We start from the raw sequence: 24,879 nt of genomic DNA on the forward strand, positions 1-24,879 counted from the left end.
CAACACTGGAGACGCGCGTGTTCCTTTACGGCTTTGGTCCTGTTCTCTGGGCCGGCACCGTGCAGACCATCGAACTGTCGGTGCTGTCGCTCGCCGCCGCGGTGGCGCTGGGGCTGATCGGCGCGGTGGCGAAGCTGTCGCACAACCGGGTGCTGCGAGCGATCGCGACCGGTTATACGACGCTCATCCGCTCGGTGCCCGATCTCGTCCTGATGCTGCTGCTGTTCTACAGCATCCAGATCTGGCTGAACCAGTTCACCGACCTCGTCGGCTGGGACCAGATCGACATCGACCCGTTCGTCGCCGGCGTGCTGACGCTCGGCTTCATCTACGGCGCGTACTTCACCGAGACGTTCCGCGGTGCGTTCCTGTCGGTGCCGCGCGGCCAGCTCGAGGCCGGCGCGGCGTACGGGATGAGCGGCATGCGCGTGTTCGTGCGGATCATGTTTCCGCAGATGATGCGTTTCGCGCTGCCGGGCATCGGCAACAACTGGCAGGTGCTTGTGAAGGCGACCGCGCTGGTGTCGATCATCGGTCTCGCGGACGTCGTGAAGGCCGCGCAGGACGCCGGCAAGAGCACGTTCAACATGTTCTTCTTCATCCTCGTCGCGGCGCTGATCTACCTCGCGATCACGACCGTTTCCAACCTCGTGCTGATCCAGCTCGAGAAGCGTTATTCCATGGGCGTGCGGCACGCAGAACTATGATCGAGATCCTCCAGGAATTCGGCCAGGCGTTCCTTTACTGGGACGGCCAGCGCCTCTCCGGCCTTGCGGTGACGTTGTGGCTGCTCGTCGCGTCGATTTCGCTCGGCTTCGTGTGCGCAGTGCCGCTCGCGGTCGCGCGCGTATCGAAGAATAAGTGGCTTTCGATGCCGGTGCGGTTCTACACGTACGTGTTCCGCGGCACGCCGCTCTACGTGCAACTGCTGCTGATGTACACGGGCATGTACAGCCTCGAGTTCGTGCGGTCGCACTCGCTGCTCGACGCGTTTTTCCGCAGCGGCTTCAATTGCGCGATCCTCGCGTTCGCGCTGAACACCTGCGCGTATACGACCGAGATCTTCGCCGGCGCGATTCGCGCGATTCCGCATGGCGAGGTCGAGGCAGCGCGTGCTTACGGGATGTCGCCGTTCACGATGTACCGCCGGGTGATCCTGCCGTCGGCGCTGCGCCGCGCGCTGCCGCTGTACAGCAACGAGGTGATCCTGATGCTGCACGCGACCACCGTCGCGTTCACGGCGACCGTGCCCGACATCCTGAAGGTCGCGCGCGACGCCAATTCCGCGACCTACATGGCGTTCCAGTCGTTCGGAATCGCCGCGCTGATCTATCTTGCGGTATCGTTCGCACTCGTCGCGGCATTTCGCCGGGCGGAGCGCCACTGGCTCGCGTATCTCGCGGCCGGCCGTCATTGATTTCACTTCGAGGAGAGCCAGTTGGCCGAGATCACTCAAACGAGCGCGTCCGCTTCCGTCAAGCTTGCAGCGGTCGACATTCACAAGCGCTACGGCGACAACGAGGTGCTCAAGGGCGTGTCGTTGAACGCGAAGGCGGGCGACGTCATCAGCATCATCGGTGCGAGCGGTTCGGGCAAGAGCACGTTCCTGCGCTGCATCAATTTTCTCGAGCGGCCGAATGCGGGGCAGATCGTCGTCGACGGCGAGGCAGTGCGCACGAAGACCGACCGCGCCGGCGCGCTCGAGGTTGCCGATCACAAGCAGTTGCAGCGCATCCGCACGAAGCTCGCGATGGTGTTCCAGCACTTCAATCTGTGGGCGCACATGAACGTGCTCGAGAACGTGATGGAAGCGCCGGTGCACGTGCTCGGCATTTCGAAGAAGGAAGCCGAGGAGCGTGCGCGCGAGTACCTGGAGAAGGTCGGCCTCGCGCCGCGCGTCGAGAAGCAGTATCCGTCGCATTTGTCGGGCGGCCAGCAGCAGCGTGTCGCGATCGCGCGTGCGCTGGCGATGCATCCCGACGTGATGCTGTTCGACGAGCCGACCTCGGCGCTCGACCCGGAACTGGTCGGCGAAGTGCTGAAGGTGATGCAGAAGCTGGCCGAGGAAGGCCGCACGATGATCGTCGTCACGCACGAGATGGGTTTCGCGCGCAACGTGTCGAACCACGTGATGTTCCTGCATCAGGGGCGGACCGAGGAAGAGGGTGATCCGAAGGAGGTGCTGGTGCGTCCGCAGAGCGAGCGTCTGAAGCAGTTCCTGTCGGGCAGTCTCAAGTAACGCGAAGGGCGGGTTTCATACGTGGTACCGGTGTCTCGTCCCGCAGGCGCCACCCGCACGACGCAGGTGGTGATCGTTGCATTGCCGCCCGTGTCGATGTCGGGCGTGGGTCCGATCGTCGATGCGTTGCATCTCGCGAACGAGATCGACGGGCGCTTGCTGTATCGCTGGCAGGTGTGTTCGTGGGACGGGCGGCCGGTGCCGCTCGTCGGCGGGGCGCAGTGGCACGCCGATGCGGCGTTCAACGATGCGATCGCGTGCGACTGGCTGATCGTCGTGTCGGAGCGGTTTCAGCAGTTTGCCGACTACCGGTTGTTTCTCGCGAGTCTCGCGCGGGTCGGGCAGCGGACGCCGGTCGTGACCGGCATTCATCACGGCGTGTGGTGGCTTGCGATGGCCGGACAGCTTTCCGGATATCGCGTGAGCGTGAACTGGGAGACGTATCAGCAGTTCGCCGAGCAGTTCGAGCGGTCGATCGTCACGCAGCAGATCTTCGAGATCGATCGGGACCGCGCGACGTGCGCGGGTGGGCAGGCTACCGTGGATTTCATGCTGGCCATGATTGGCCGGGAACATGGGCCCGATCTCGGTGAGCGGATTGCCGATGCGCTCGGGGCCGGCACGCTGCGCAGCGGCGAGGAGCGGCAGCGGATTCCTTTCGTGACTGCGCCGGGCGAGCGGCATCCTCGGCTGAACGATGCATTGCTTTTGATGGAAGCCAATATCGAGGATCCCCTGACGACCGACGAGATCGCCGGGCTCGTGGGCGTGTCGCGGCGGCAGCTCGAAAGGCTCTTTCGGCAGTATCTCGGGGCGATGCCCTCCAAGTATTACCTCAATCTCCGGTTGCTCAAGGCAAGGACGCAGTTGCAGCGCACGAGCAAATCGGTCGTGCAGGTCAGTCTCGCTTGTGGGTTTTCTTCTGCTGCGCATTTTTCCAATGCCTATCGCGAAAGGTTCGGCGTGACGCCTCGGGAGGATCGGCGAGCCTGGCTCGAAAAGCAAACCGGGAGTGAGCCTCGCGGGGGCGCGTTGGTCGAGCGTGGGGGGAAGGATTGATTCTCGTGGGTTGCTCGCCGTTCTTCGTGAAGCACCTGTGATCGTGTCGGTCTATTAGCGTCGCCCCTGCGCGGGGCGGCGGTTACTTTTCTTTGTCTTGCCAAAGAAAAGTAACCAAAAGAAAGGCGCTGTGAAAACGCATGACTTCCCGGTGCCATGGCCCACGAAGTGGCCCTCGCCTAAGTGTCGGCGCCAGTCAGGAAACCGGAGTGGTTCGAGCAATGGTTCTGACTCGTCGCACCACCCGACGGAGCGGTATACCGCCCGCGAGCTCCATCCTCGCTTCGCTCGGCTGCAAGGTGCTTCAAGTCGCAAGATGAGGGTGCTTGCTGTGGCCTTGCCAGGAGGCGTGCGACAAATGGACGACGACGGCGCACATCTGATCCCCAAGAGCAGCGATAGGGGTTAGTCGGCAAGACCTAAGTAGGGTGCGACGTATGGCTTGCAATAGAACAGCGCGGCGAGCAACGTTACAACGAAAAATGCTCCTCCCCAACGACGTCCCGACCATCGTTTATATGCTACCGCGTTTAATATCGCGCATGTGACAGCGGGCCATAACAGCATGGCGAACATGCCCCACAGGAACTTCGCATGCGATGTGCAGTGTTCCATGTCGTTGCAACCCGCTGTATGTGACTTCACCGCAGGCCAACGGATGTGATTGAGGGCGTAGATGGTCACCCATGTGACGAGCAAGCCCCACGCGAACCCTAGTATAGCGAGCGCCATACGTTTCATTTCACTTCCCAGAATAGGATTTCTTTGGAATTGGCCAGGTCGGAGAACCAACTGTTGTTTGTCAGTGGGTTTCGGAATTGCGACATGCCAATGCGGAAGCGTAAGAAACTCACGACGGATGGGGTAAGTGTGTCCTTGTTCCACAGGTCGATATGACCGCCGCTGAGTGTGTCGGCGGAATCGCCATCCTGTCGCCAGTAGCCGAAAAAGTAGATGATACCGGTTCGGTTTCTTATCTTGGTTTGCCAATCTGGACCAGTGATGTTGTCAGGTTTGCCAAGCCCAAGGAACGGGCGAAGCTTTAACCATTCAGCCAGCTCGTACGCGCGTGTCGCTGTCGCTTTGCCACCAAGCATCAGACGGCCTAGCATCTTCTTTCCCGGCATCGGCTTCAACACATTTTGTGAAAACGACTTCATGTCGCTTCCGATGCTGTGAAACGTGACGCTCATGCGAATGGCGCATTGATTCTCATATTCGCCAGTGGGGTCGTCGTAGGGGTCTTTCTTCGGGTACGCGTTCCAAAGCTCTTGAAAGGACAGCACTCGAAGCTGTACAGATTTCTTCGATTTTGGCGTGTCGTTCGTGCGGACCTTCGTAGATGGATTAGGCATAGCTCACCCCGTTGTGTCTTTTTGCAATTGCTTCGTCTTCCCAGTAGACGGTGTAGTCTCGGGGTCCGTCGCCGGTGTGGACGCGCGGTGGCTCGCCGTTTGCATCGAGCACGCCGGAATGGATGCGGCCGTCTGCCGTCTCGATGTAATAGGGGTAACCCGTGGGCCCCTGGGCAGTACTGCCGCTACACTTCGCCTCGACCTGCTCATCAAATTCGCCTTGCTTGATCGACACGACGCGGCCCGTTGTCGTTCGGCCCGAAGCGACCTCCCCGAGACCCTTTAGCCGATCATCACGCCGTGCTTCACCGGCAAGCAAAGCAACGATGCTCGGCGGAGTCGAACAGCCGCACAGGACAATATCGCGGTCTAGTGCGACTTCTCCCTGAAACTTGAGTCGATATGGCCCGCCGGCCTTTGCGATGACGCCGGTGCTTTGACATGCAGTGCAGAACGCACTGCCGCCAATCAAGGCTGCTTGATGCCCGTGGACTAGGAATGGTGGCCCGCTGTATGGGCTAATTGTTCCTCCGCTTGAAAGGCTGTCACCCACAACCGCAATTCTTCTATTCATCGTTTGGCCGTCTCGGAAAGTCACAATGGTAGCCGCACGGCGTAAGGCTATATCTCGATATTGTTCGAAGTACTTGAGAAGGCGTGATCACGCTGGCTGCACTACTTGTCGAACGGTGCTCATTTACCCTTTGCGCTATCAAGCAATGTGCCGACTGCGTCATTCCGTGTTCGCCAGCGGCGTTATTCTCAAGGGCCGTGAGGATGACGAGGTGCTTGTGGGTGGGATTCGAGGCGTCATTTACATGCCGTGGCCCCCGGGACCATTCGACCAACTGTGCTGCTTGAGGGATGTGTCCCCGTCAGCCGAGCGAAGAGAGGATGGAACTGGCGGGCGGTATACCGCTCTGTTGGGTAGTGAGTGGTGTCAGAACCATTGCTCGAACCACTCCGGTTTCCTGACTGGCGCGGACACTCAGGCGGAGGCCACTTTGTTGACCACGGCACCGGGAGGTCATGCGTTTTCACAGCGCCTTTCTTTTGGTTACTTTTCTTTGGCAAGACAAAGAAAAGTAACCGCCGCCCCGCGCAGGGGCGACGCTAATAGACCGACACGATCACAGGTGCTTCGCGAAGAACGTGGGCGCACCACCCGAGAAGCCCCCAAAAAAACACCACCACCCCCGAAGCCCCCGCCGGGAAGGGCAAAATAGACCGAAGAAAAGCGCTTCCGATAGAACCCGTCGCAAATCCGCAAGACGCTTGCGCCACCCTTACCTAAACTTGATCCTGTTGAACCCTCTTACGAAACCGAAAGGAACGACCATGACGACCTCGACCGTGACCCGCCAGACATTCGATGAAGTGATGGTGCCGGTATTTTCCCCCGCGCCGTTCGTGCCGGACCGTGCAGAGGGCTCGCGCGTGTGGGACACGGCCGGCCGCGAGTATGTGGATTTCGCCTGCGGCATCGCAGTGACGTCGCTGGGACACGGCCACCCGGAACTGCTGAAGGTCCTGGACGAACAAGGCCGCAAGCTCTGGCACATCGGCAACGGCTACACGAACGAGCCGGTGCTGCGCCTCGCCAAGCGCCTCGAATCGCTGACCTTCGCCGACCGCGCGTTCTTCGCGAACTCGGGCGCGGAAGCGAACGAAGCCGCGCTGAAACTCGCACGCCGCGTCGCATTCGACCGCCATGGCGCCGACAAATACGAAATCGTGTCGTTCGTCCAGTCGTTCCACGGCCGCACGTTCTTCACGGTCAGCGTCGGCGGCCAGCCGAAATACTCGGAAGGCTTCGGCCCGGTGCCGGCCGGCATCAAGCACCTGCCGTTCAACGACATCGAAGCCGCGAAGGCCGCGATCGGCCCGCAAACCTGCGCGGTGATCGTCGAGCCGGTGCAGGGCGAAGGCGGGGTGATCCCGGCCGATCCGGCCTTCCTGAAGGCACTGCGCGAAGCATGCGACGCGAACGACGCACTGCTGATCTTCGACGAAGTGCAAACGGGCGTCGGCCGCACGGGCCAGTTCTACGCGTACATGGACACGGGCGTCACGCCGGACATCCTCACGACCGCGAAAGCGCTCGGCAACGGCATCCCGATCGGCGCGATGCTGACGACGAACGAACTGGCCGCACACTTCAAGGTCGGCGTGCACGGCACGACGTACGGCGGCAACCCGCTCGCGTCGGCGATCGCGGACAAGGTCGTCGAACTGATCGGCGACCCTGCATTGCTCGAAGGCGTGCGCGAACGCAGCGTCCGGCTGAAGGGCGCGCTGGAACGCATCAACGCACGCTTTGGCATCTTCAAGGACATCCGCGGCAAGGGCCTGCTGGTCGGCGCGGAACTCACCGCCGCATTCGACGGCCGCGCGAAGGACTTCGTCGCCGCCGCAGCCGAGAACGGCCTGATCATGCTGATCGCGGGCCCGAACGTGCTGCGCTTCGTCCCATCGCTCGTGATCCCGTTCGACCTGCTCGACGAAGGCGTGAAGCGCTTCGAGAAGGCAGTCGAGCAGGTGCTCGCGGCCCAGGAAGCCACCGCGCGCTGATCGGCGCACCCATCGCAGACAGGAACGACGATGCTATTTGTTCGCCCCGGCAAACTCACGGATCTCGATGCGCTCGCGCACATGGCGCGCACCGCGCAGCCGGTCCTGCACTCGCTGCCGCACGACCGCGCGGCGCTCGAAGCGCGCGTGGCGCTCTCCGAGGATTCGTTTCGCGCGGACGTCGATTTCGCCGGCGAAGAGTTCTATCTCTTCGTGCTCGAGGATTCGTCGACGGGCAAGCTGCTCGGCACGGCGAGCATCGTGGCCGCGGCCGGCTACTCGGAACCGTTCTACGCGTTCCGCAACGACGCACTGATCCACGCGTCGCGCGAGCTGCACGTGAACCGCAAGATCCACGCGCTCACGATGTCGCACGAGCTGACCGGCAAGAGCCGGCTGGCGGGCTTCTACGTCGATCCGTCGCTGCGCGGCGACGCGGCCGCCCACCTGATTTCGCGTGCGCGGATGATGTACATCGCCGCCAACCGCCGCCGCTTCACGCCGGAAGTGTTCACGCTGCTGCTCGGCGTGAGCGACGACACGGGCGCATCGCCGTTCTGGGAAGCGGTGGGCCGCAAGTTCTTCGGCCGCAACTTCACCGACGTCGACATCGCGTCGGGCGGACGCAGCCGCACGTTCATCGCGGAAGTGATGCCGGCGTATCCGCTCTACGTGCCGCTGCTGCCGGAAGCGGCGCAGCGCGTGCTCGGCGAGCCGAACGAAACGGCACTGCTCGCCTACGACATCCATCTTGAGGAAGGTTTCGAGCCGGACCGCTTCGTCGACATCTTCGACGCGGGCCCGGTGCTGACCGCGCAGGTCGACCGCACCGCATGCGTGAAGCACGGCGCGGAGCGCACCGTGCGCGAAGCCGCGCGTCAGCAGGGCGATGTCGCGTACATGGTGTCGACGGGCAGCGGCGAATCGTTCCGCTGCGTGCTGGCCGACCTGCCGGGCGACACGGCCGACGCGCCGCTGGCCGGCGACGTGCGCGCGGCGCTCGATGTGAAGGATGGTGATGTCGTGCGCTGCGTGCCGCTGCATCGCCGCGACGATGAAGAGATGAAGGGAGACGCAGCATGATCGTCGTTCGGGTCGTACAAACGGGCGACGTCGACGCGCTCGTGTCGCTCGCGAAGGAAACCGGGCCGGGCCTGACCACGTTCAAGCCCGACCGCGACGCGCTCGCCGCGCGCATCGAACGTACGCGTCGCACGCTCGACGGCGAGGCCGCGCCGGGCGAAGCCGGCTACTTCTTCGTGATGGAAGATTCGAAGACGGGCGACATCGCGGGCGTGTGCGGGATCGAGTCGCAGGTCGGCCTCGAACAGCCGTTCTACAACTATCGCGTGAGCACGGTCGTGCATGCGAGCCAGGAGCTCGGCGTGTGGACGCGGATGCACGCGCTGAACATCTCGCACGACCTGACTGGCTACGCGGAAGTGTGCTCGCTGTTCCTGAGCCCGCGCTATCGCACGGGTGGTGTCGGCGGCCTGCTGTCGCGCTCGCGCTTCATGTTCATCGCGCAGTTCCGCGACCGCTTTCCGGAACGCATCTGCGCGGAGCTGCGCGGCCACTTCGACGAGGACGGCACGTCGCCGTTCTGGCGCGCGGTCGGTTCGCACTTCTACCAGATCGATTTCAACGCGGCCGACTACCTGAGCTCGCACGGCCGCAAGTCGTTCCTCGCGGAACTGATGCCGCGCTATCCGGTGTACGTCGACCTGCTGCCGCAGGACGCGCAGGACGCGGTCGGCCTCACGCACCGCGACACGCTGCCGGCCCGCAAGATGCTCGAAGCGGAAGGGCTGCGCTACCAGAATCACGTCGACATCTTCGACGCGGGCCCGGTGCTCGAATGCCACGTCAACGACCTGCGCACGGTGCGCGAAAGCGTCGTCGTGCCGGTCGCGATCGGCGAGCCGGATGCGCGAGAGGATGCGTGGGGCGGCCATCCGCCGAAGTCGCTCGTGTCGAATACGTCGCTCGGCGATTTCCGCGTCGGCGTCGCGCCGGGCGTGGTCGCGAATGGCTCGTTCGTGCTGTCGGCCGACGATGCCGCCGCGCTCGACGTGAAGGCCGGCGATCCGGTCCGCGTGCTGCCGCTCAAAGTCAAACAGGGATAAACGAATCATGACGGAACTCTTCATCGACGGCGCCTGGGTCGCAGGCTCGGGCCCCGTCTTCGCTTCGCGCAACCCGGGCACCGACGCGATCGCATGGCAGGGCGACAGCGCATCGGCGGCCGACGTCGACCGCGCGGTCGCGAGCGCGCGTCGCGCATTCGCCGGCTGGTCGGCACTCGACTTCGAATCGCGCTGCGCGATCGCCAAGCGCTTCGCGGCGCTGCTCACCGAGCGCAAGGAAGCGATCGCCACCGCGATCGGCCGCGAGACGGGCAAGCCGCTGTGGGAAGCGCGCACCGAAGTCGCGGCGATGGCCGCGAAGGTCGGCATCTCGATCCAGGCGTACCAGGAACGCACCGGCGAGAAGCGCCAGGACATGGCCGACGGCGTCGCGGTGCTGCGCCATCGTCCGCACGGCGTCGTCGCGGTGTTCGGCCCGTACAACTTCCCCGGCCACTTGCCGAACGGCCATATCGTGCCGGCGCTGATCGCGGGCAACACGGTCGTGTTCAAGCCGTCGGAGCTCGCGCCGGGCGTCGCGCGCGCGACGGTCGAGGTGTGGCAGGAAGCCGGGCTGCCGGCCGGCGTGCTGAACCTCGTGCAGGGCGAGAAGGACACGGGCATCGCGCTCGCGAATCATCGGCAGATCGACGGGCTGTTCTTCACCGGCAGCTCGGACACCGGCACGCTGCTGCACAAGCAGTTCGGCGGCCGTCCGGAAATCGTGCTCGCGCTCGAGATGGGCGGCAACAACCCGCTCGTGATCGGCGAAGTCGAGGACATCGACGCGGCCGTGCATCACACGATCCAGTCGGCGTTCCTGTCGGCCGGCCAGCGCTGCACGTGCGCACGCCGCATCTTCGTGCCGCAAGGCGCGTTCGGCGACCGCTTCCTCGCACGTTTCGCCGACGTCACGTCGAAGATCACGGCCGACGTGTTCGACGCCGATCCGCAGCCGTTCATGGGCGCGGTGATCTCGGCACGCGCGGCCGCGAAGCTCGTGGACGCGCAGTCGCGTCTGATCGAGCAGGGCGCGAAGCCGATCATCGCGATGACGCAGCGCGATCCGCGCCTCGGTTTCGTGAACGCGTCGATCATCGACGTGACCGGCGTGGCGAACCTGCCCGACGAAGAGCATTTCGGCCCGCTCGCGCAGATCGTCCGCTACGCGACGTTCGACGAAGCGATCGAGCGCGCGAACGACACGGCGTTCGGCCTGTCCGCCGGCTTGCTGGCCGACGACGCGACGGCATGGGACCACTTTCGCCGCACGATCCGGGCGGGGATCGTCAACTGGAACCGCCCGACCAACGGTGCATCGTCCGCCGCACCGTTCGGCGGCACGGGCCGCTCGGGCAATCATCGGCCGAGCGCGTACTACGCGGCCGACTATTGCGCGTATCCGATGGCGTCGGTGGAAAGCACCGAACTGACCTTGCCCGCGAGCCTGTCGCCGGGCCTGCATTTCTGATCGAGGGAACGACGATGAACGCACAAGAAGCCAATTTCGACGGACTCGTCGGCCCGACCCACAACTACGCCGGGCTGTCGTTCGGTAACGTGGCGTCGCTCAACAACGAGAAGTCGGCCGCGAACCCGAAGGCCGCCGCGAAGCAGGGGCTGCGCAAGATGAAGCAGCTCGCGGATCTCGGCTTCGCGCAAGGCGTGCTGCCGCCGCAGGAGCGCCCGTCGCTGCGCCTGTTGCGCGAGCTCGGCTTCTCCGGCAAGGACGCGGACGTGATCGCGAAGGCCGCGAAGCAGGCGCCCGAATTGCTCGCCGCGGCGAGCTCGGCGTCGGCAATGTGGACCGCGAACGCGGCCACCGTCAGCCCGTCGGCCGACACGAGCGACGGCCGCGTGCACTTCACGCCGGCCAACCTGTGCAGCAAGCTGCATCGCGCGATCGAGCACGAAGCGACGCGCCGCACGCTGTCGACGCTGTTCGCCGATCCCGCGCACTTCGCGGTGCACGAGGCGCTGACGGGCACGCCGGCACTCGGCGACGAGGGGGCCGCGAACCATACGCGCTTTTGCGCGGAATACGGCCAGCCGGGCGTCGAGTTCTTCGTATACGGCCGCGCGGAATATCGCCGCGGCCCGGAGCCGAAGCGCTTCCCGGCGCGCCAGACCTTCGAGGCGAGCCGCGCGGTCGCGCATCGCCACGGTCTCGCCGAGACGGCGACGGTCTATGCGCAGCAGGATCCGGACGTGATCGATGCAGGCGTGTTCCACAACGACGTGATCTCGGTCGGCAACCGCGACACGCTGTTCACGCACGAGCGTGCGTTCGTCAACAAGCAGGCGATCTACGACACGCTGACCGCCGCGCTCGACGCGCGCGGCGCACGGCTGAACGTGATCGAGGTACCCGATGCGGCCGTGAGCGTGAACGACGCTGTCACGTCGTATCTGTTCAACAGCCAGCTGCTGTCGCGCGCGGACGGCTCGCAGGTGCTCGTCGTGCCGCAGGAGTGCCGCGAGAATGCGAACGTCGCCGCCTATCTGGACCAGCTCGCGGCCGGCAACGGCCCGATCCGGGACGTGCTGGTGTTCGACCTGCGCGAAAGCATGAAGAACGGCGGCGGCCCCGCGTGCCTGCGCCTGCGCGTCGTGCTGAACGAGGCCGAGCGCGCGGCCGTCACGTCGAACGTGTGGATCAACGACACGCTGTTCGCGTCGCTCGACGCGTGGATCGAAAAGCACTATCGCGACCGTCTCGCACCGGAAGACCTCGCCGATCCGACGCTGCTCGACGAATCGCGCACGGCGCTCGACGAACTCACGCAGATCCTGCGCGTCGGGTCGCTGTATGACTTCCAGCGCTGAGTCCGGCATGCCGGGCGCCGCGCTGCTCGACGATTTTCTCGCGTTCACGCTCGCGGGCGACGCGCCGCCCGTGAAGGACGGCATGTGCGCGGACGGTGCGGTGCACTGGCAATGGCTCGGCCACGGGCTGCTCCAACTCGAGCCGGCTTCGGCCAATGGGGCCGGCGACGCGGCGAGCGTGCTCGTGTCGGCCGGCGTGCATGGCGACGAGACTGCGCCGATCGAGCTGCTGTCGATGCTCGTGCGCGATCTCGCGGCAGGCACGCTGCCGCTCGCGTGCCGATTGCTCGTCGTGTTCGGCAACGTGCCGGCGATGCGCGCGGGCGAACGCTATCTCGACGACGACCTGAACCGCCTGTTCAGCGGCCGTCACGCGCAAGTGCCCGCGAGCCGCGAAGCGCCGCGCGCGGTGCAACTCGAAGCGGCGGCCGCCGCGTTCTTCGCGGCCGCGCCGGCGGGCGGTGCGCGCTGGCACATCGACATGCACACGGCGATCCGCGCATCGGTGTTCGAGCAGTTCGCGCTGCTGCCGCATACGGGCACGCCGCCGACCCGCGCGATGGTCGAATGGCTCGGCGATGCGCGCATCGCGGCCGTGCTGCTGCATAGCGCGAAGGGCAATACGTATTCGCATTACACGGCCGAGCATTGCGGCGCGCACGCGTGCACGCTCGAACTCGGCAAGGTGCGGCCGTTCGGCCAGAACGATCTGTCGCGCTTCGCGTCGGCCGATCATGCGGTGCGCAACCTCGTCTCGGGCGCGCCGCGCGACGTCGACCCTCCGCCGTTGCCGCGCGTGTTCACGGTGATCGACCAGATCACGAAGCAGAGCGACGCGCTCGAGCTGTTCGTCGCGGCCGACGTCGCGAACTTCACCGCGTTCGCGCGCGGCACCGTGCTCGCGCAGGACGGCGACTACCGCTACACGGTGCAGCACGACGAGGAGCGCATCGTGTTTCCGAATCCGACCGTGAAGCCGGGTTTGCGCGCGGGCCTGCTCGTCGTCGACACCACGCGCGAGACGCTCGCCGCACTCGTCTGACGGAAGACCGGCGGTGCGCGGCTACGGCGATCCGTCGCCCGCGCATCGTCCGGCAGCATCCCCGAAGTGCGTCGACGCCCGCATGCCGCGCAGACGGCCCGCGCGTCGCGCCTTGCGTATTTGCGACATCGTCTTGCAAGTTCGACGGCGCATCCGGTCGTCATCGCGCATGCAGTGCAGCATCGTGTGCCGGCGGCCGCTTTGCCGTATCGGGCCTCGCGGATTGGTACAATCGCGGCCTTGCGGCTGTTGCGCCGCATCAAGGCGCGGCATCGGCATTGTGGTTGTCATCCGACCCTGCAATGATGCATGCGCCCGTAGTTCCGGAACATTCGAGTATCGAGGAGAACACCTGATGAAGTTGGATTGGCGTAAAGTGGCCGCGCACGCGGTAGTGGCGGCATCGGCCGTGGCGGCAGGCAGCGCGATGGCTGCGGATCCGAAGGAGATCCGGTTCGGCGTCGAGGCCTCGTACGCGCCGTTCGAATACAAGACGCCCGACGGCAAGCTGACCGGCTTCGACATCGACATCGGCAACGCGGTGTGCGCGAAGCTGAAGACGAAGTGCGTGTGGGTCGAGAACGACTTCGACGGCCTGATCCCCGCGCTGCAGGCGCGCAAGTTCGACGCGATCAACTCGGACATGACGATCACCGACCAGCGCAAGCACGCGATCGCGTTCACCGATCCGATCTACACGATCCCGAACCAGCTGATCGCGAAGCAGGGCAGCGGCCTGCTGCCGACCCCGCAAGCGCTGAAGGGCAAGCGCGTCGGCGTGCTGCAGGGCACGATCCAGGAAGCGTACGCGAAGAAGAAGTGGGCGCCGGCCGGCGTCGACGTCGTGCCGTACCAGACGCAGGACCTGGCCTACGCGGACCTGAAGTCCGGCCGTCTCGACGCGACGTTCCAGGATTCGGAGGCGGGCTCGAAGGGCTTCCTGTCGAAGCCGCAAGGCCAGGGCTTCGGCTTCGCCGGCGGCACGGTCAGCGATGCGGAGATCCTCGGCTCGGGCGTCGGTTTCGGTCTGCGCAAGAACGACGCGGCGCTGAAGACGGCGCTCGATCAGGCGCTGAAGGAACTGAAGGCCGACGGCACGATCGACAACCTCGCGAAGAAGTACTTCAGCGTGCCGGTCACGCTCAAGTAAGCGTTTCGATCCGTCGCACGATGCAGCCGGCCGCTTTCGCGGCCGGTTTGCCTTTGGGGCGCCGCTTGCGTTACGCGGGGAAGAACCGCCCCAGTTCCCGCGCGAGCTCGTTCAGCACGCTCATCTCCTGCTGCGTGATCTTGCGCGCCGGCTGCGCACCGGCCCAGTCGCCGTACAGCAGGCCGACGGTCTTCGTGCCGACGCGTACCGGCAGCAGCACGAACGCGCGCGTGCCGGGAAGCGCATTGAGATACCACGCGGGCAGGCGCTTCACCATCTTCGGGTCCTGCGCCTGCTCGATGAAGATGCCGACCGAGTTCGTGATCGCGAGATGGAACACGTCCGGCTCGAAGCGCTCGTCGAAGCACAGCCGGTCGAGCGCCGCGTCGACGTCCTGGCCGAAGCCGAGCCGCGCGGCGAACGCGCCGTCTTCACGGCGCACGAACATCACGGTGCGCGTGAACGCGAGGCCCGCGAGCAGGCTTTCCGACGCGAGTGCGAGCACCGGCGTCAGCACGTGTTCGGACGGCAGCGCGCGCAGGTCGGCGAGGCCGGCCTCGAGGCATGCCTCGGGATCGGGCTGCGCCCGCGCGATCGCGTCGGCGTTCGCGCGCAGCTCGACGATCTCGCGCATCACGGTGTCGCTCGCTTCCTCGCGTGCGAGCCGGTCGGCGATTTCCACCAGCGCGTCGGCGTCGATGTCCAGTTCCTGCGCGTAGTGCTGCGCGAGCGCCGCGATATGCGCATCGCGCTGCGGGCCAGCAGGCATCGCGAGCGCACCGGCGACGTCGGTCGAGCAGCGGCTCACCGCGCGCAGCCAGCGCACGCGCTCGGGGCTGTCGTCGGCGCAGGCGTCGCGGGGCCGCTGGCGGTCTTCGTCGATGTCGTCCTCGTCGAGGCCGGCGGCGTGTGCGCTACCGCCGTCGCCGTCGGCCATGCCGGCGCGGATCACGTCGGGCAGTCGCCAGCTCGCGGCGGCCTCGAGACCGATCTCGTCGAAGCCGACGCCCAAGACGTCGACACACGCGGCCGCTTCGTCGCCGTTCAGCTCGGCGGCGCGGCGCCGGATCCGGTCCCACTCGCTGTCGAGATAGCACACCACCAGGAGCTTGCCGACCTGACGCATCAGCGTGCAGACGACGGCTTCCTCGCCGCCGCGCAACTCGGCATGCTCGGTCAGCTTGCGGGCGACGCAACCGGACAGCAGTGCGCGGTTCAGCTCGAGCTTCGCGTCGATGCGGCGCGGCGTGCTTTGGTGGAAATGGTCGACGAGCTTGAGCCCGACGACGAGATGGCCGACGGTGTCCATGCCGAGCACCATCAGCGCCCGCGTGACGGTCGTGATGTTGCCGCCGAACGCCATGTACATCGCGGAATTGGCGAGCCGCAGGACTTTCTGCGTGAGCGCGAAATCCGACAGCACGACGCTCACGAGCGCGGTGAAGTCGAGATCGTCGTTCTTCATCGCTGCCATCGTCGCGCGTAGCGACTCCGACAGGAGCGGGAAGTCGCCCCGTTCGTTCATCCGGGCCCACAGCTTGTCGAGCAGCGCCGTGCGGGGCAGGTGTGCGGTGATTGACATACGGATGTATCCGGTTCGCCGCGCGCGTCAGGCGGCGTGCAGGCGCAACTGCTGCGCCTCGAAGCGCCGCGCGAGCTCCTCGGACGGCAGCGCCTGACAGACGAGCCAGCCCTGGATGTGGTTGCAGCCCATCTCGGTCAGCAGCTCGCGCTGCGCCTCGGTCTCGACGCCTTCCGCGACGAGCTCGAGATCGAGCGTTTGCGCGAGGCCGACCACCGCCGACACGATCGCGCGGTCGTTGCGCGACGTCAGCAGGTTCTCGACGAAGCTGCGGTCGATCTTCAGCTTCGCGAGCGGGAAGCGCTGCAGGTACGCAAGGCTCGAATAGCCGGTACCGAAATCGTCGATCGCGAAGCGGATGCCCAGCGCGGTCAGCTCCTCGAGCAGCCCCTTCGCCTGGACGGGATCGTGCATCAGCAGGCTTTCGGTGATTTCCAGCACGATGCGGCGCGGGTCGATGCCCGTCAACGCGATCGCCTCGCGCACGCTTTGCGTGAAGCGCGGGTCGCGGAACTGCTGCGGCGACACGTTGACCGCCACGTACTGCAGCGCGAGCCCCTGGCGATCCCAGGCGACGAGCTGCATGCACGCGGCCTTGAGCACCCAGTTGCCGAGATAGTTGATGAGGCCGATCGATTCGGCGAGCGGAATGAAGGTTGCCGGCGGCACGAGGCCGTGCACGGGATGACGCCAGCGGATCAGCGCCTCGACGCCGTCCACCGCACCCGACTGGCTGCGCGTGATCGGCTGGAAGTGCAGCGAGAACTCGCCGTTGCGCACGCCGTCGTACAGGTCGGCCTCGAGCTTCAGTCGTTCCGCGTCGGCCGGATCGTCGACCGGCTCATGGAACGCGAGCGCATTGCCGCCGGCCGCCTTTGCCTGCGCGAGCGCATGGTCGGCGCGGCGCAGCAGCGGGCTGTGATGCTGCGCGCGATGGTGTGCGGCGCGTTCGTCCGGGTACAGCGCGATGCCGATGCTCGCGGACAGGTGGACGGTCTGCCCCTGGTAGGCGTAAGGCTCACGCACCGCGGCCTGCAGCCGGCGCGCGAGCGCGTCGGCGGCATCGCTTGCCCGCGCGCGGTCCGGCGCGGTGAACACGATCGCGAACTTGTCGCTCGCGACGCGCGCGAGCTGCTCGCCGGGCGCGACGAGCGCCTGCAGCCGCTGCGCGGTGTCGCGCAGCAGCGTGTCGCCGGCGTCGTAGCCGAGCGCGCGGTTGATGCGCTGGTAGTCGTCGAGGTCGAGCAGCAGCAGCGCCGCGCAGGTGCCGCTTTCGTCGGCGGCCTGCTGCGCGCGCATCAGCGCGGGCACGAGCGCGGACAGATTGTCGAGCCCCGTCATCGGGTCGTGGTGCATTTCGTACGTCAGGCGCGCCTCGAGCGCACGCCAGGCCGACACGTCGAACGCCGCGATCGCGAAGCCATCGACGCCGTGGTGGCGGCTCTTGAACGCGCGGATCTCGACGTCGAGCGGGTAGGTGAGCGACTTGACGATGCACATCGTCGCCTTTTCGACCTGGCCGGAACGCGCGGCGCGCGCAAGCAGACCTTCGAGCGCCGCGGTATCCTGTTCCGCGATCAGGTCGCGCAGCGTCAGCGTGTGCAGGTAGTCGCGGTGATAACCGATGAAGCGCAGGCTTGCGTCGGACACGTACAGAAAGCGCAGCTCGCGGTCGACATGGGCGAGGAAATCCACCGTGCCGACCGTCTGTTCCAGCCAGTTGCGCACGGTGTCGTCGCGGCGCGGCGTGCCGGCGCGTGCAGGCATCAGCGCGCCGCCCGACCAGGCGAAGCGGCGCAGCGTATGCAAGGCGTTGCGCCAGGAGCCCTTGCGTGGCGTCTGTTTCCTGTTGGCTTCCATGTATCTCGCTGACGTGAAGGGCTGGAACCGGCTGTCCGGAAGGAATAACGGCAGACCAGGCGGAATCTTTAACCGGTCGGCCGCGGCTGGCGTTGCCGCCGGACCGGGTCATGCATACTGGCGTTCGACAGGCGAACGCCAGTATGGCCTACATCGAGGCTGACTTTATAAGAAATGAGGACGCAGATGAAGCGAAAACTGTTGGTGGGCGCCGCGGCGGCGCTGATGGTGGCCGGCCATGCGCTGGTTGCACAGGCGCAACTGAAGCCGGGCGACACGGCGCCCGACTTCACGACGCAGGCGTCGCTGGGCGGCAAGACCTACGCGTACTCGCTGGCCGATGCGCTGAAGCACGGGCCGGTCGTGCTGTACTTCTACCCGGCGGCGTTCACGAAGGGTTGCACCATCGAGGCACATGCGTTCGCGGACGCGGTCGATCGTTACAAGGCTTACGGCGCGACGGTAATCGGCGTATCCGCGGACAACATCGACACGCTGACGAAGTTTTCGGTGAGCGAGTGCCGCAGCAAGTTCCCGGTCGCGGCCGATCCGGACGCGAAGATCATCCGCGAATACGACGCGAAGCTGCCCGCGCTCGATCGTGCGAACCGCGTGTCCTACGTGATTTCACCGGAGCGGAAGGTGCTGTACGAATACACGAGCCTGTCGCCCGACAAGCACGTCGAGAACACGCTCGGCGCGGTGAAGGCGTGGGCCGACGCGCATCCGAAGCAGTAAGCCGGAGGCAGCAGGCGCGCAGTCGAGCGGCCCGCATCGCGGGCCGCCGGCACGACGAAATGCGCCGCCCCGTGGCGGCCCGGGCGTGTGTTACGCGCGCAACGCCTGTTCGATCGGCACGCTGCCGCCGACGAAACCGACGACCTTGCGTGAAATGCCGAGCTTGATCGCCTCGATCGCGGCCCATGCGACATCCTGGCGCGACACCGGCGGCGCCGAGTCGAGCGGTTCCTCGGTCAGCGCGATCTTGCCGACGCCTGGCCCGTCCGCGAGCGGGCCGGGGCGCAGGATCACGTAATCGATGCCCGACGCGATCACGCGCTCGTCGCCTTCGCGCTTCATCTGCGAGTAGTGGCGCAGCGCGTCGCCGCTGCGCTCCGGCCAGTAGGCGCTCAGCGAACTGATCACGACCAGCTTCTGCACGTTGTAGGCGAGCGCATGCTCGGCCGTGCGGGCGACCGCGTCGCGGTCGATCTGCTCCTCTTCGGCGGCGCCTTCCGATTCCGCCGAGCCGGCCGCGTAGATCACGTGCGAGATGCCCTGGAACGCGTGCGAGAAATCGCCCGTCAGATCGGCCTCGACGACCTTCGCGCCCGGCAGCGCATAGCCATGCCGGCGCACCAGCGCAGTCACCTCGAATTCCGGCTGCTCGAGCAGCAGATCCGCGCAGGCCCGACCCGTGCGGCCGGTCGCGCCAATCAGCAATACCTTCGTCGTCATGAAACCGCTCCTTGCGCGATGCGTCATCCTCCCAGATAGGGACGGACGACCGATACTCAAGTGTATGTCGATTTGGGGCGGCGGCGCGCGGGTAATTGGGGCTGCACCACTCCGTAACGGCCGGCGCTGCAACCCGTTATCCGCGCGGTCGCGCGCATGGATGGCGGAATCGACCCGCCGACCGGCTATCATGTGCGCGATGCATTCTTCGCCGCTACGCAATACAACGCGGCGACCAACCGGTTGGAGTACACATGGCATTACCCCTGGACAACGTCAGCATGGCCGTGTTCTGCGACTTCGAGAACGTCGCGCTCGGCGTGCGCGACGCGAAGTACGAGAAATTCGACATCAAGCCCGTGCTGGAGCGGCTGCTGCTGAAAGGCAGCATCGTCGTGAAGAAGGCGTATTGCGACTGGGAGCGCTACAAGGGCTTCAAGGCGTCGATGCACGAGGCGAGCTTCGAACTGATCGAGATTCCGCACGTGCGCCAGTCGGGCAAGAATTCGGCCGACATCCGGCTCGTCGTGGACGCGCTCGACCTCTGCTACACGAAGTCGCATGTCGACACGTTCGTGATCATCAGCGGCGACTCGGATTTCTCGCCGCTCGTGTCGAAGCTGCGCGAGAACGCGAAGAAGGTGATCGGGGTCGGCGTGAAGAAGTCGACGTCGGACCTGCTGGTCGCGAACTGCGACGAATTCATTTTCTACGACGACCTGGTGCGCGAGCAGCAGCGCGCGCTGGCGAAGCGCGAACAGCAGCGCACGGGCAACGGCGGCGCGAAGCGGCCCGACGAGCCGTCGCGCAAGCCGGAGCTGGAAGCGCGCCGCAGCGAGGCGATCGCGCTCGCGGTCGAGACCTTCGATGCGCTGGCATCGGAGCGCGACGACGTCGGCAAGATCTGGGCGTCGGTGCTCAAGAGCGCGATCAAGCGCCGCAAGCCGGACTTCAACGAGTCGTATTACGGCTTCCGCGCGTTTGGCAACCTGCTCGACGAAGCGCAGGCGCGCGGCCTGCTCGAAGTGGGCCGCGACGACAAGTCGGGCGCGTTCGTGTCGCGGCCGCGTCAGCCGGCCGTGGCCGAACCGGTGATGGCGCACCGCGATACGGGCGGCGCGCACCACGGTCACGGCGGACGCCACGCGGCGCCGGCACCGGCCGAGCGCGGGTCGCGACGTCGCGGGCAGCGCGCGGAAGCGGCCTCGCCTGAACGCGAGCATGTCGACGTCGACGAAGCGATCGTCGACATGACGAGCGAGGCGGCGAGCGTGCCGGCCGAAGCAGCCGAAGTGACCGAAGCGGTCGAGACGCACGGCGACGCGAAGGACAGCCGCAAGCGCGCGCGCAAGAGCCCGGCGAAGAAGGCCGGTGCGAAGAAGGGCGCCGGCGCGAAGCACGGCGGCGACGCGCGCGCGGACGGCAAGCACGCCGAAGCGGCACATCGCGACGCGGAGCATGGCGACGACCGCCACGTTGCGGCGCAGCATGCGGCGCCGACGGCCGACGAGTACGTCGCGGGGGCACCCGCCGCGCAGCCGTCGCACGACGCAGCACCGGCCGTACCGGCGGCCGAGCCGGCCGGGGAAGCGGTTGGTGAAGGGGCTGGTGAAGCAGCCACCGGCACCAAGCCGAAGAAGCCGGCTCGCAAGACGGCGACCCGCGCACGTCGTCCGCGCAAGACGGCGGCTGCCGCCGAGTAACGGTGGCAGGGCGGGGGCCGCTGTCCGACGCGATGGCGCTACCCCCACCCTCGGTCGGGCGCCGGGTGCCCGTCGCTCGTGCCGTCACGTCGGCCGGCGCAACGCCGGCCGATGCGTTCCGTTATCCGTTCAGCACATACGGCTGGGTCATCACTTCGAGGAAGTGACCGTCAGGATCGTCGAAATACACGCCGCGGCCGCCGTTATGGCGGTAGATGTCATCGGGCTGCCGCTTGGCCGGATCGGCCCAGTGCGGCAGCCCTCGCTCGCGAATGCGCGCATACACGCGATCGAAGCCGGCCTCGTCGGTCAGAAATGCATAGTGCTGCGCCGTGATGTCTCCCGCCTTCTCGTAGAAATCGAGCGACACGCCGTTGTCGAGCTGGACGACCAGCATCGCGCCGAATGGCGTCGGCGCCGGCAGTTCGAGAAGCTCGGCGAGAAAGCGGCTCGACGCATGCTTGTCGCGGCACCAGACGATCGTATGGTTCAGTTGGACGTTCATGACGGGTCCCCGGAACGGGGCGCGAGGATGGGCATGGACACACGATAGCCGATTGCGGCCGGTGTGCAAGCCCGTCGCTCGTGCCGTTACCCGCTTACTCGCCCGCCACCGCCGGTCCGCCCGAATTGCCGCGGCGGTTGCGGCGCTTCTCGCCCCACACGCGGAACCGGTCCATGTACAGGTAGACCACCGGCGTCGTATAGAGCGTCAGCACCTGCGACATGATCAGGCCGCCGGCGATCGCGATCCCGAGCGGCGCGCGCAGCTCCGCGCCGTCGCCGTGGCCGAACGCGAGCGGCAGCGCGCCGAGGAGCGCCGCCATCGTCGTCATCATGATCGGCCGGAAGCGCAGCAGGCACGCCTCGTGGATCGCATCGAACGACGACTTGTTGCCGTTGCGCGTCTGGTCGATCGCGAAGTCGACCATCATGATCGCGTTCTTCTTCACGATACCGATCAGCAGGATCACGCCGATCAGCGCGATGATGCTGAACTCGGTCTTGAACAGCAGCAGCGCGAGCAGGGCGCCCACGCCGGCCGACGGCAGTGTCGACAGGATCGTGATCGGGTGGATGTAGCTCTCGTACAGGATCCCGAGCACGATGTAGACGGCCAGGAGTGCCGCGAGAATCAGGATCGGCTGGTTGTTCAGCGACTGCTGGAACGCCTGTGCGGTGCCCTGGAAGCTGCCGACGATCGTCGGCGGCACGCCGATCTGCGCCATCGTCTGGTAGATCACCTGGGTCGCCTGAGACAGCGACACGCCCGGCGGCAGGTTGAACGAGATCGTCGTCGCGACGAACAGCCCCTGGTGGTTGACCGACAGCGGCGTCGTGCTAGGGCCGAAGGTCGCGATCGCGGACAGCGGAATCATCGTCGACTTCGACGTCGACACCGCCGCGCCCGACGATGCGCTCGACTTGCCGCTCGACGCGATCGAGTTCAGCGCCTGGTTGCGCGCCGAATCGGACGCGATCGCCGCGGCGCTGGTGGCGGCCGTCCCGGCGCTCGACGTGCCGGCCGAGGTCGCGACGAAGGTACCGGCCGCGGCGTTGGTCGTCTGCGAGCCGTTCGCGCTGCCTCCCGACGTGCTGATCCACACCTGGTTCAGCATCTCCGGGCTCTGCCAGTATTTCGGCGCGACTTCCATCACGACGTGGTACTGGTTCAGCGGGTTGTAGATCGTCGAGACCTGGCGTTGGCCGAACGCGTCGTACAGCGTGTTGTCGATCTGTGCGGGCTTGATGCCGAGCCGCGCGGCAGTTGCGCGGTCGATCGTCACCATCGCTTCGAGGCCGCCTTGCTGCTGGTCGGAGTTCACGTCGGTCAGCTCGGCGCGCTTCTGCAGCGCCTCGGTCAGCAGCGGCCCCCACTTGTACAGCTCGGCGCTCGAATCGCCGAGCAGCGTGAACTGGTACTGCGCATTGCTCTGCCGGCCGCCGACGCGGATGTCCTGCGCGGCCTGCAGGAACGTGCGCGCACCCGCGACGTCCGCGAGCGGCTTGCGCAGCTGCTGGATCACCTGGTCGGCCGACAGCTTGCGCTCGGTGCGGTCCTTCAGCGTGACGAACATGAAGCCCGAGTTGGTCTGCGTGCCGCCGGTGAAGCCCGCGACGCTCTTCACGTTCGGGTTCGCCTGCACGATCCGCATCATCTCGGAGAATTTCAGCTTCATCGCCTGGAACGACGTCGACTGGTCGGCCTGGATGCCGCCGATCATCAGCCCGGTGTCCTGCTGCGGAAAGAAGCCCTTCGGCACGACGATGTACAGGTAGACGTTCAGGCCGATCGTCGCGAAGAGGATCAGCAGGACCAGCAGCGGACGGCGCAGCGCCCACGACAGCGTGCGCTCGTAGCCGCGCTGCATCCGCGTGAAGAAGCGCTCGAGGAACCGGCCGAGGCGGCCTTCCTCCTGCACCTCGTGCGACTCGCGCAGCAGCCGCGCGCACATCATCGGCGTGACGGTCAGCGAAACGGCGAGCGACACGCCGATCGCGAGCGACAGCGTCAACGCGAATTCGCGGAACAGGCGCCCGACGATGCCACCCATCAGCAGGATCGGCAGGAACACCGCGACGAGCGAAATGCTCATCGACAGCACGGTGAAGCCGACCTCGCGCGCGCCGTCGAACGCAGCCTGCAGCCGCGGCTTGCCGTTCTCGATGTGACGCGTGATGTTCTCGAGCACGACGATCGCATCGTCGACGACGAAGCCGGTCGCGACGATCAGCGCCATCAGCGACAGGTTGTCGATCGAGAAGCCGAGCAGGTACATCGCGCCGAACGTGCCGATGATCGAGATCGGCACCGCGACGCTCGGAATCAGCGTCGCGCGCCAGTTGCGCAGGAACAGGAACACGACCATCACGACGAGGCTCACCGCGATCAGCAGCGTGTGTTCGGTGTCCTTCAGCGACGCGCGGATCGTCGTCGAACGGTCGAGCACCGGCGTCACCGTGATATCGGCCGGCAGCGACGCGGTGAGCTGCGGCAGCGCCGCGCGCACGCGGTCGATCGTCTCGATGATATTCGCGCCGGGCGAGCGGTAGAGGATCACGAGCACCGCGCGCTTGCCGTTCGACAGGCCCAGGTTGCGGAGGTCCTCGACGCCGTCGACGACCTCGGACAGGTCGGACAGCCGCACGGCCGCGCCGTTGCGGTAGGCGACGACCAGGTCGCTGTACTGCGACGCCTGCGAGGCCTGGTCGTTCGTATAGAGCTGGTAGTGCTTCGGGCCGAATTCGATCGCACCCTTCGGGCTGTTCGCGTTCGCGGATGCGAGCGCGGCCCGCACGTCCTCGAGGCCGATTCCGTAGTGGAACAGCGCGTGAGGCTCGAGCTCGACACGCACGGCCGGGTTCGCGGAGCCGCTCACCGACACCTGGCCGACCCCGTCGATCTGCGACAGCGACTGTTGCAGCACCGTCGACGCGGCGTCGTACAGCTTCGCGGGCGACGACGTTTCCGATGTCAGCGACACGACCATGATCGGCGAATCGGCCGGGTTGACCTTGCGGTACGTCGGGTTGCTCTTCAGTGATGCGGGCAGGTCGGCGCGCGCCGCGTTGATTGCGGCCTGCACGTCGCGCGCGGCGCCGTCGATGTCGCGGTTCAGCCCGAACTGCAGGATGATCCGTGCGTTGCCGACGGTGCTGGTCGACGTCATTTCGCTGACGTCGGCGATCGAGCCGAGGTGCCGCTCGAGCGGGCTCGTCACGCTGGTCGCGACCGTCTCGGGACTCGCGCCGGGCAGCGACGCCTGCACCGAGATGGTCGGGAAGTCGACCTGCGGCAGCGGCGACACCGGCAGCTTGATGAATGCGAACAGGCCCGCGAGCGCGACGCCGAGCGCGAGCAGCGTCGTCGCGACCGGGCGGGTGATGAAGGGACGCGACAGGTTCAT

20 protein-coding genes are annotated in these 24,879 nt (G+C 66.2%); 13 read left to right on the forward strand and 7 right to left on the reverse strand.

The window, feature by feature from the left end:
• Positions 1 to 17 precede the first annotated feature (17 nt).
• From BTE28158_RS03685 to BTE28158_RS03700, 4 genes are read left to right on the forward strand one after another with little or no spacing between them, the layout of a single operon-like run.
• Positions 18 to 707 carry an ABC transporter permease gene (locus tag BTE28158_RS03685; RefSeq protein ID WP_059523652.1) on the forward strand — a complete coding sequence of 230 codons (690 nt, stop codon included), beginning with the start codon at positions 18 to 20 and terminating at the stop codon, positions 705 to 707.
• Complete coding sequence (locus tag BTE28158_RS03690) at positions 704 to 1,417, forward strand: ABC transporter permease (RefSeq protein WP_151048768.1); 714 nt, start codon at positions 704 to 706, stop codon at positions 1,415 to 1,417. The genes BTE28158_RS03685 and BTE28158_RS03690 overlap by 4 nt, the downstream gene beginning before the upstream one ends.
• A gap of 21 nt (positions 1,418 to 1,438) precedes the next feature.
• Entirely contained in the window at positions 1,439 to 2,239 is an 801-nt protein-coding gene (locus tag BTE28158_RS03695) for an ABC transporter ATP-binding protein (RefSeq protein ID WP_124611256.1), read from the forward strand.
• Between the two features lie 21 nt (positions 2,240 to 2,260).
• Complete coding sequence (locus BTE28158_RS03700) at positions 2,261 to 3,298, forward strand: GlxA family transcriptional regulator (protein ID WP_151048767.1); 1,038 nt, start codon at positions 2,261 to 2,263, stop codon at positions 3,296 to 3,298.
• 737 nt (positions 3,299 to 4,035) lie between these two features.
• Here BTE28158_RS03700 and BTE28158_RS03705 read toward each other — a convergent pair.
• Positions 4,036 to 4,653: a type VI secretion system amidase effector protein Tae4 gene (locus BTE28158_RS03705; RefSeq protein WP_151048766.1), complete on the reverse strand. Its 618-nt coding sequence runs from the start codon at positions 4,651 to 4,653 to the stop codon at positions 4,036 to 4,038.
• Entirely contained in the window at positions 4,646 to 5,227 is a 582-nt protein-coding gene (locus BTE28158_RS03710) for a PAAR domain-containing protein (RefSeq protein WP_151048765.1), read from the reverse strand. The genes BTE28158_RS03705 and BTE28158_RS03710 overlap by 8 nt, the downstream gene beginning before the upstream one ends.
• Before the next feature lie 764 nt (positions 5,228 to 5,991).
• Between BTE28158_RS03710 and BTE28158_RS03715 the strand changes: the two genes are divergently transcribed.
• From BTE28158_RS03715 to BTE28158_RS03745, 7 genes are all read left to right on the forward strand, one after another.
• A complete protein-coding gene (locus BTE28158_RS03715) occupies positions 5,992 to 7,224 on the forward strand; it encodes an aspartate aminotransferase family protein (RefSeq protein ID WP_151048764.1) in 1,233 nt (410 codons plus the stop codon).
• Positions 7,225 to 7,254: 30 nt separating this feature from the next.
• Positions 7,255 to 8,307, forward strand: a complete 1,053-nt coding sequence (aruF, locus tag BTE28158_RS03720; protein WP_124623257.1) for an arginine/ornithine succinyltransferase subunit alpha — start codon at positions 7,255 to 7,257, stop codon at positions 8,305 to 8,307.
• A complete protein-coding gene (astA, locus tag BTE28158_RS03725) occupies positions 8,304 to 9,350 on the forward strand; it encodes an arginine N-succinyltransferase (RefSeq protein ID WP_124623255.1) in 1,047 nt (348 codons plus the stop codon). Before aruF ends, astA begins: the two co-directional genes overlap by 4 nt.
• A gap of 7 nt (positions 9,351 to 9,357) precedes the next feature.
• Positions 9,358 to 10,821, forward strand: a complete 1,464-nt coding sequence (astD, locus tag BTE28158_RS03730) for a succinylglutamate-semialdehyde dehydrogenase (RefSeq protein ID WP_151048763.1) — start codon at positions 9,358 to 9,360, stop codon at positions 10,819 to 10,821.
• A gap of 14 nt (positions 10,822 to 10,835) precedes the next feature.
• Entirely contained in the window at positions 10,836 to 12,176 is a 1,341-nt protein-coding gene (gene astB, locus BTE28158_RS03735; RefSeq protein WP_124623251.1) for an N-succinylarginine dihydrolase, read from the forward strand.
• A gap of 7 nt (positions 12,177 to 12,183) precedes the next feature.
• Positions 12,184 to 13,218, forward strand: a complete 1,035-nt coding sequence (gene astE / locus BTE28158_RS03740; RefSeq protein WP_174919725.1) for a succinylglutamate desuccinylase — start codon at positions 12,184 to 12,186, stop codon at positions 13,216 to 13,218.
• Between the two features lie 355 nt (positions 13,219 to 13,573).
• Complete coding sequence (locus BTE28158_RS03745) at positions 13,574 to 14,368, forward strand: ABC transporter substrate-binding protein (protein WP_151048761.1); 795 nt, start codon at positions 13,574 to 13,576, stop codon at positions 14,366 to 14,368.
• A gap of 70 nt (positions 14,369 to 14,438) precedes the next feature.
• On the opposite strand, the gene BTE28158_RS03750 is transcribed toward BTE28158_RS03745, so the two are convergent.
• Together BTE28158_RS03750 and cdpA are read right to left on the reverse strand one after the other, a co-directional pair.
• Positions 14,439 to 15,950, reverse strand: a complete 1,512-nt coding sequence (locus tag BTE28158_RS03750; RefSeq protein WP_124623247.1) for an HDOD domain-containing protein — start codon at positions 15,948 to 15,950, stop codon at positions 14,439 to 14,441.
• A gap of 27 nt (positions 15,951 to 15,977) precedes the next feature.
• Complete coding sequence (gene cdpA / locus BTE28158_RS03755) at positions 15,978 to 17,717, reverse strand: putative bifunctional diguanylate cyclase/phosphodiesterase (protein ID WP_203249527.1); 1,740 nt, start codon at positions 17,715 to 17,717, stop codon at positions 15,978 to 15,980.
• Between the two features lie 279 nt (positions 17,718 to 17,996).
• Here cdpA and BTE28158_RS03760 point away from each other — a divergent pair, with 279 nt between their 5' ends.
• On the forward strand, positions 17,997 to 18,548 hold the full coding sequence (locus tag BTE28158_RS03760) for a peroxiredoxin (protein WP_059603363.1): 552 nt from the start codon (positions 17,997 to 17,999) through the stop codon (positions 18,546 to 18,548).
• Positions 18,549 to 18,638: 90 nt separating this feature from the next.
• Here BTE28158_RS03760 and BTE28158_RS03765 read toward each other — a convergent pair whose 3' ends face one another.
• Positions 18,639 to 19,268 (reverse strand): NAD(P)H-binding protein, encoded by a 630-nt coding sequence (locus BTE28158_RS03765; protein WP_124623243.1) that lies wholly within the window; start codon positions 19,266 to 19,268, stop codon positions 18,639 to 18,641.
• Positions 19,269 to 19,522: 254 nt separating this feature from the next.
• Between BTE28158_RS03765 and BTE28158_RS03770 the strand changes: the two genes are divergently transcribed.
• A complete protein-coding gene (locus BTE28158_RS03770) occupies positions 19,523 to 20,971 on the forward strand; it encodes an NYN domain-containing protein (RefSeq protein ID WP_174919684.1) in 1,449 nt (482 codons plus the stop codon).
• 121 nt (positions 20,972 to 21,092) lie between these two features.
• Here the strand turns inward: BTE28158_RS03770 and BTE28158_RS03775 are convergent, their stop codons facing one another.
• Complete coding sequence (locus BTE28158_RS03775; RefSeq protein WP_059603371.1) at positions 21,093 to 21,476, reverse strand: VOC family protein; 384 nt, start codon at positions 21,474 to 21,476, stop codon at positions 21,093 to 21,095.
• 94 nt (positions 21,477 to 21,570) lie between these two features.
• Positions 21,571 to 24,879 (reverse strand): efflux RND transporter permease subunit, encoded by a 3,309-nt coding sequence (locus BTE28158_RS03780; protein WP_151050581.1) that lies wholly within the window; start codon positions 24,877 to 24,879, stop codon positions 21,571 to 21,573.

Source organism: Burkholderia diffusa (assembly GCF_902499115.1).
Taxonomy (GTDB): domain Bacteria; phylum Pseudomonadota; class Gammaproteobacteria; order Burkholderiales; family Burkholderiaceae; genus Burkholderia; species Burkholderia diffusa.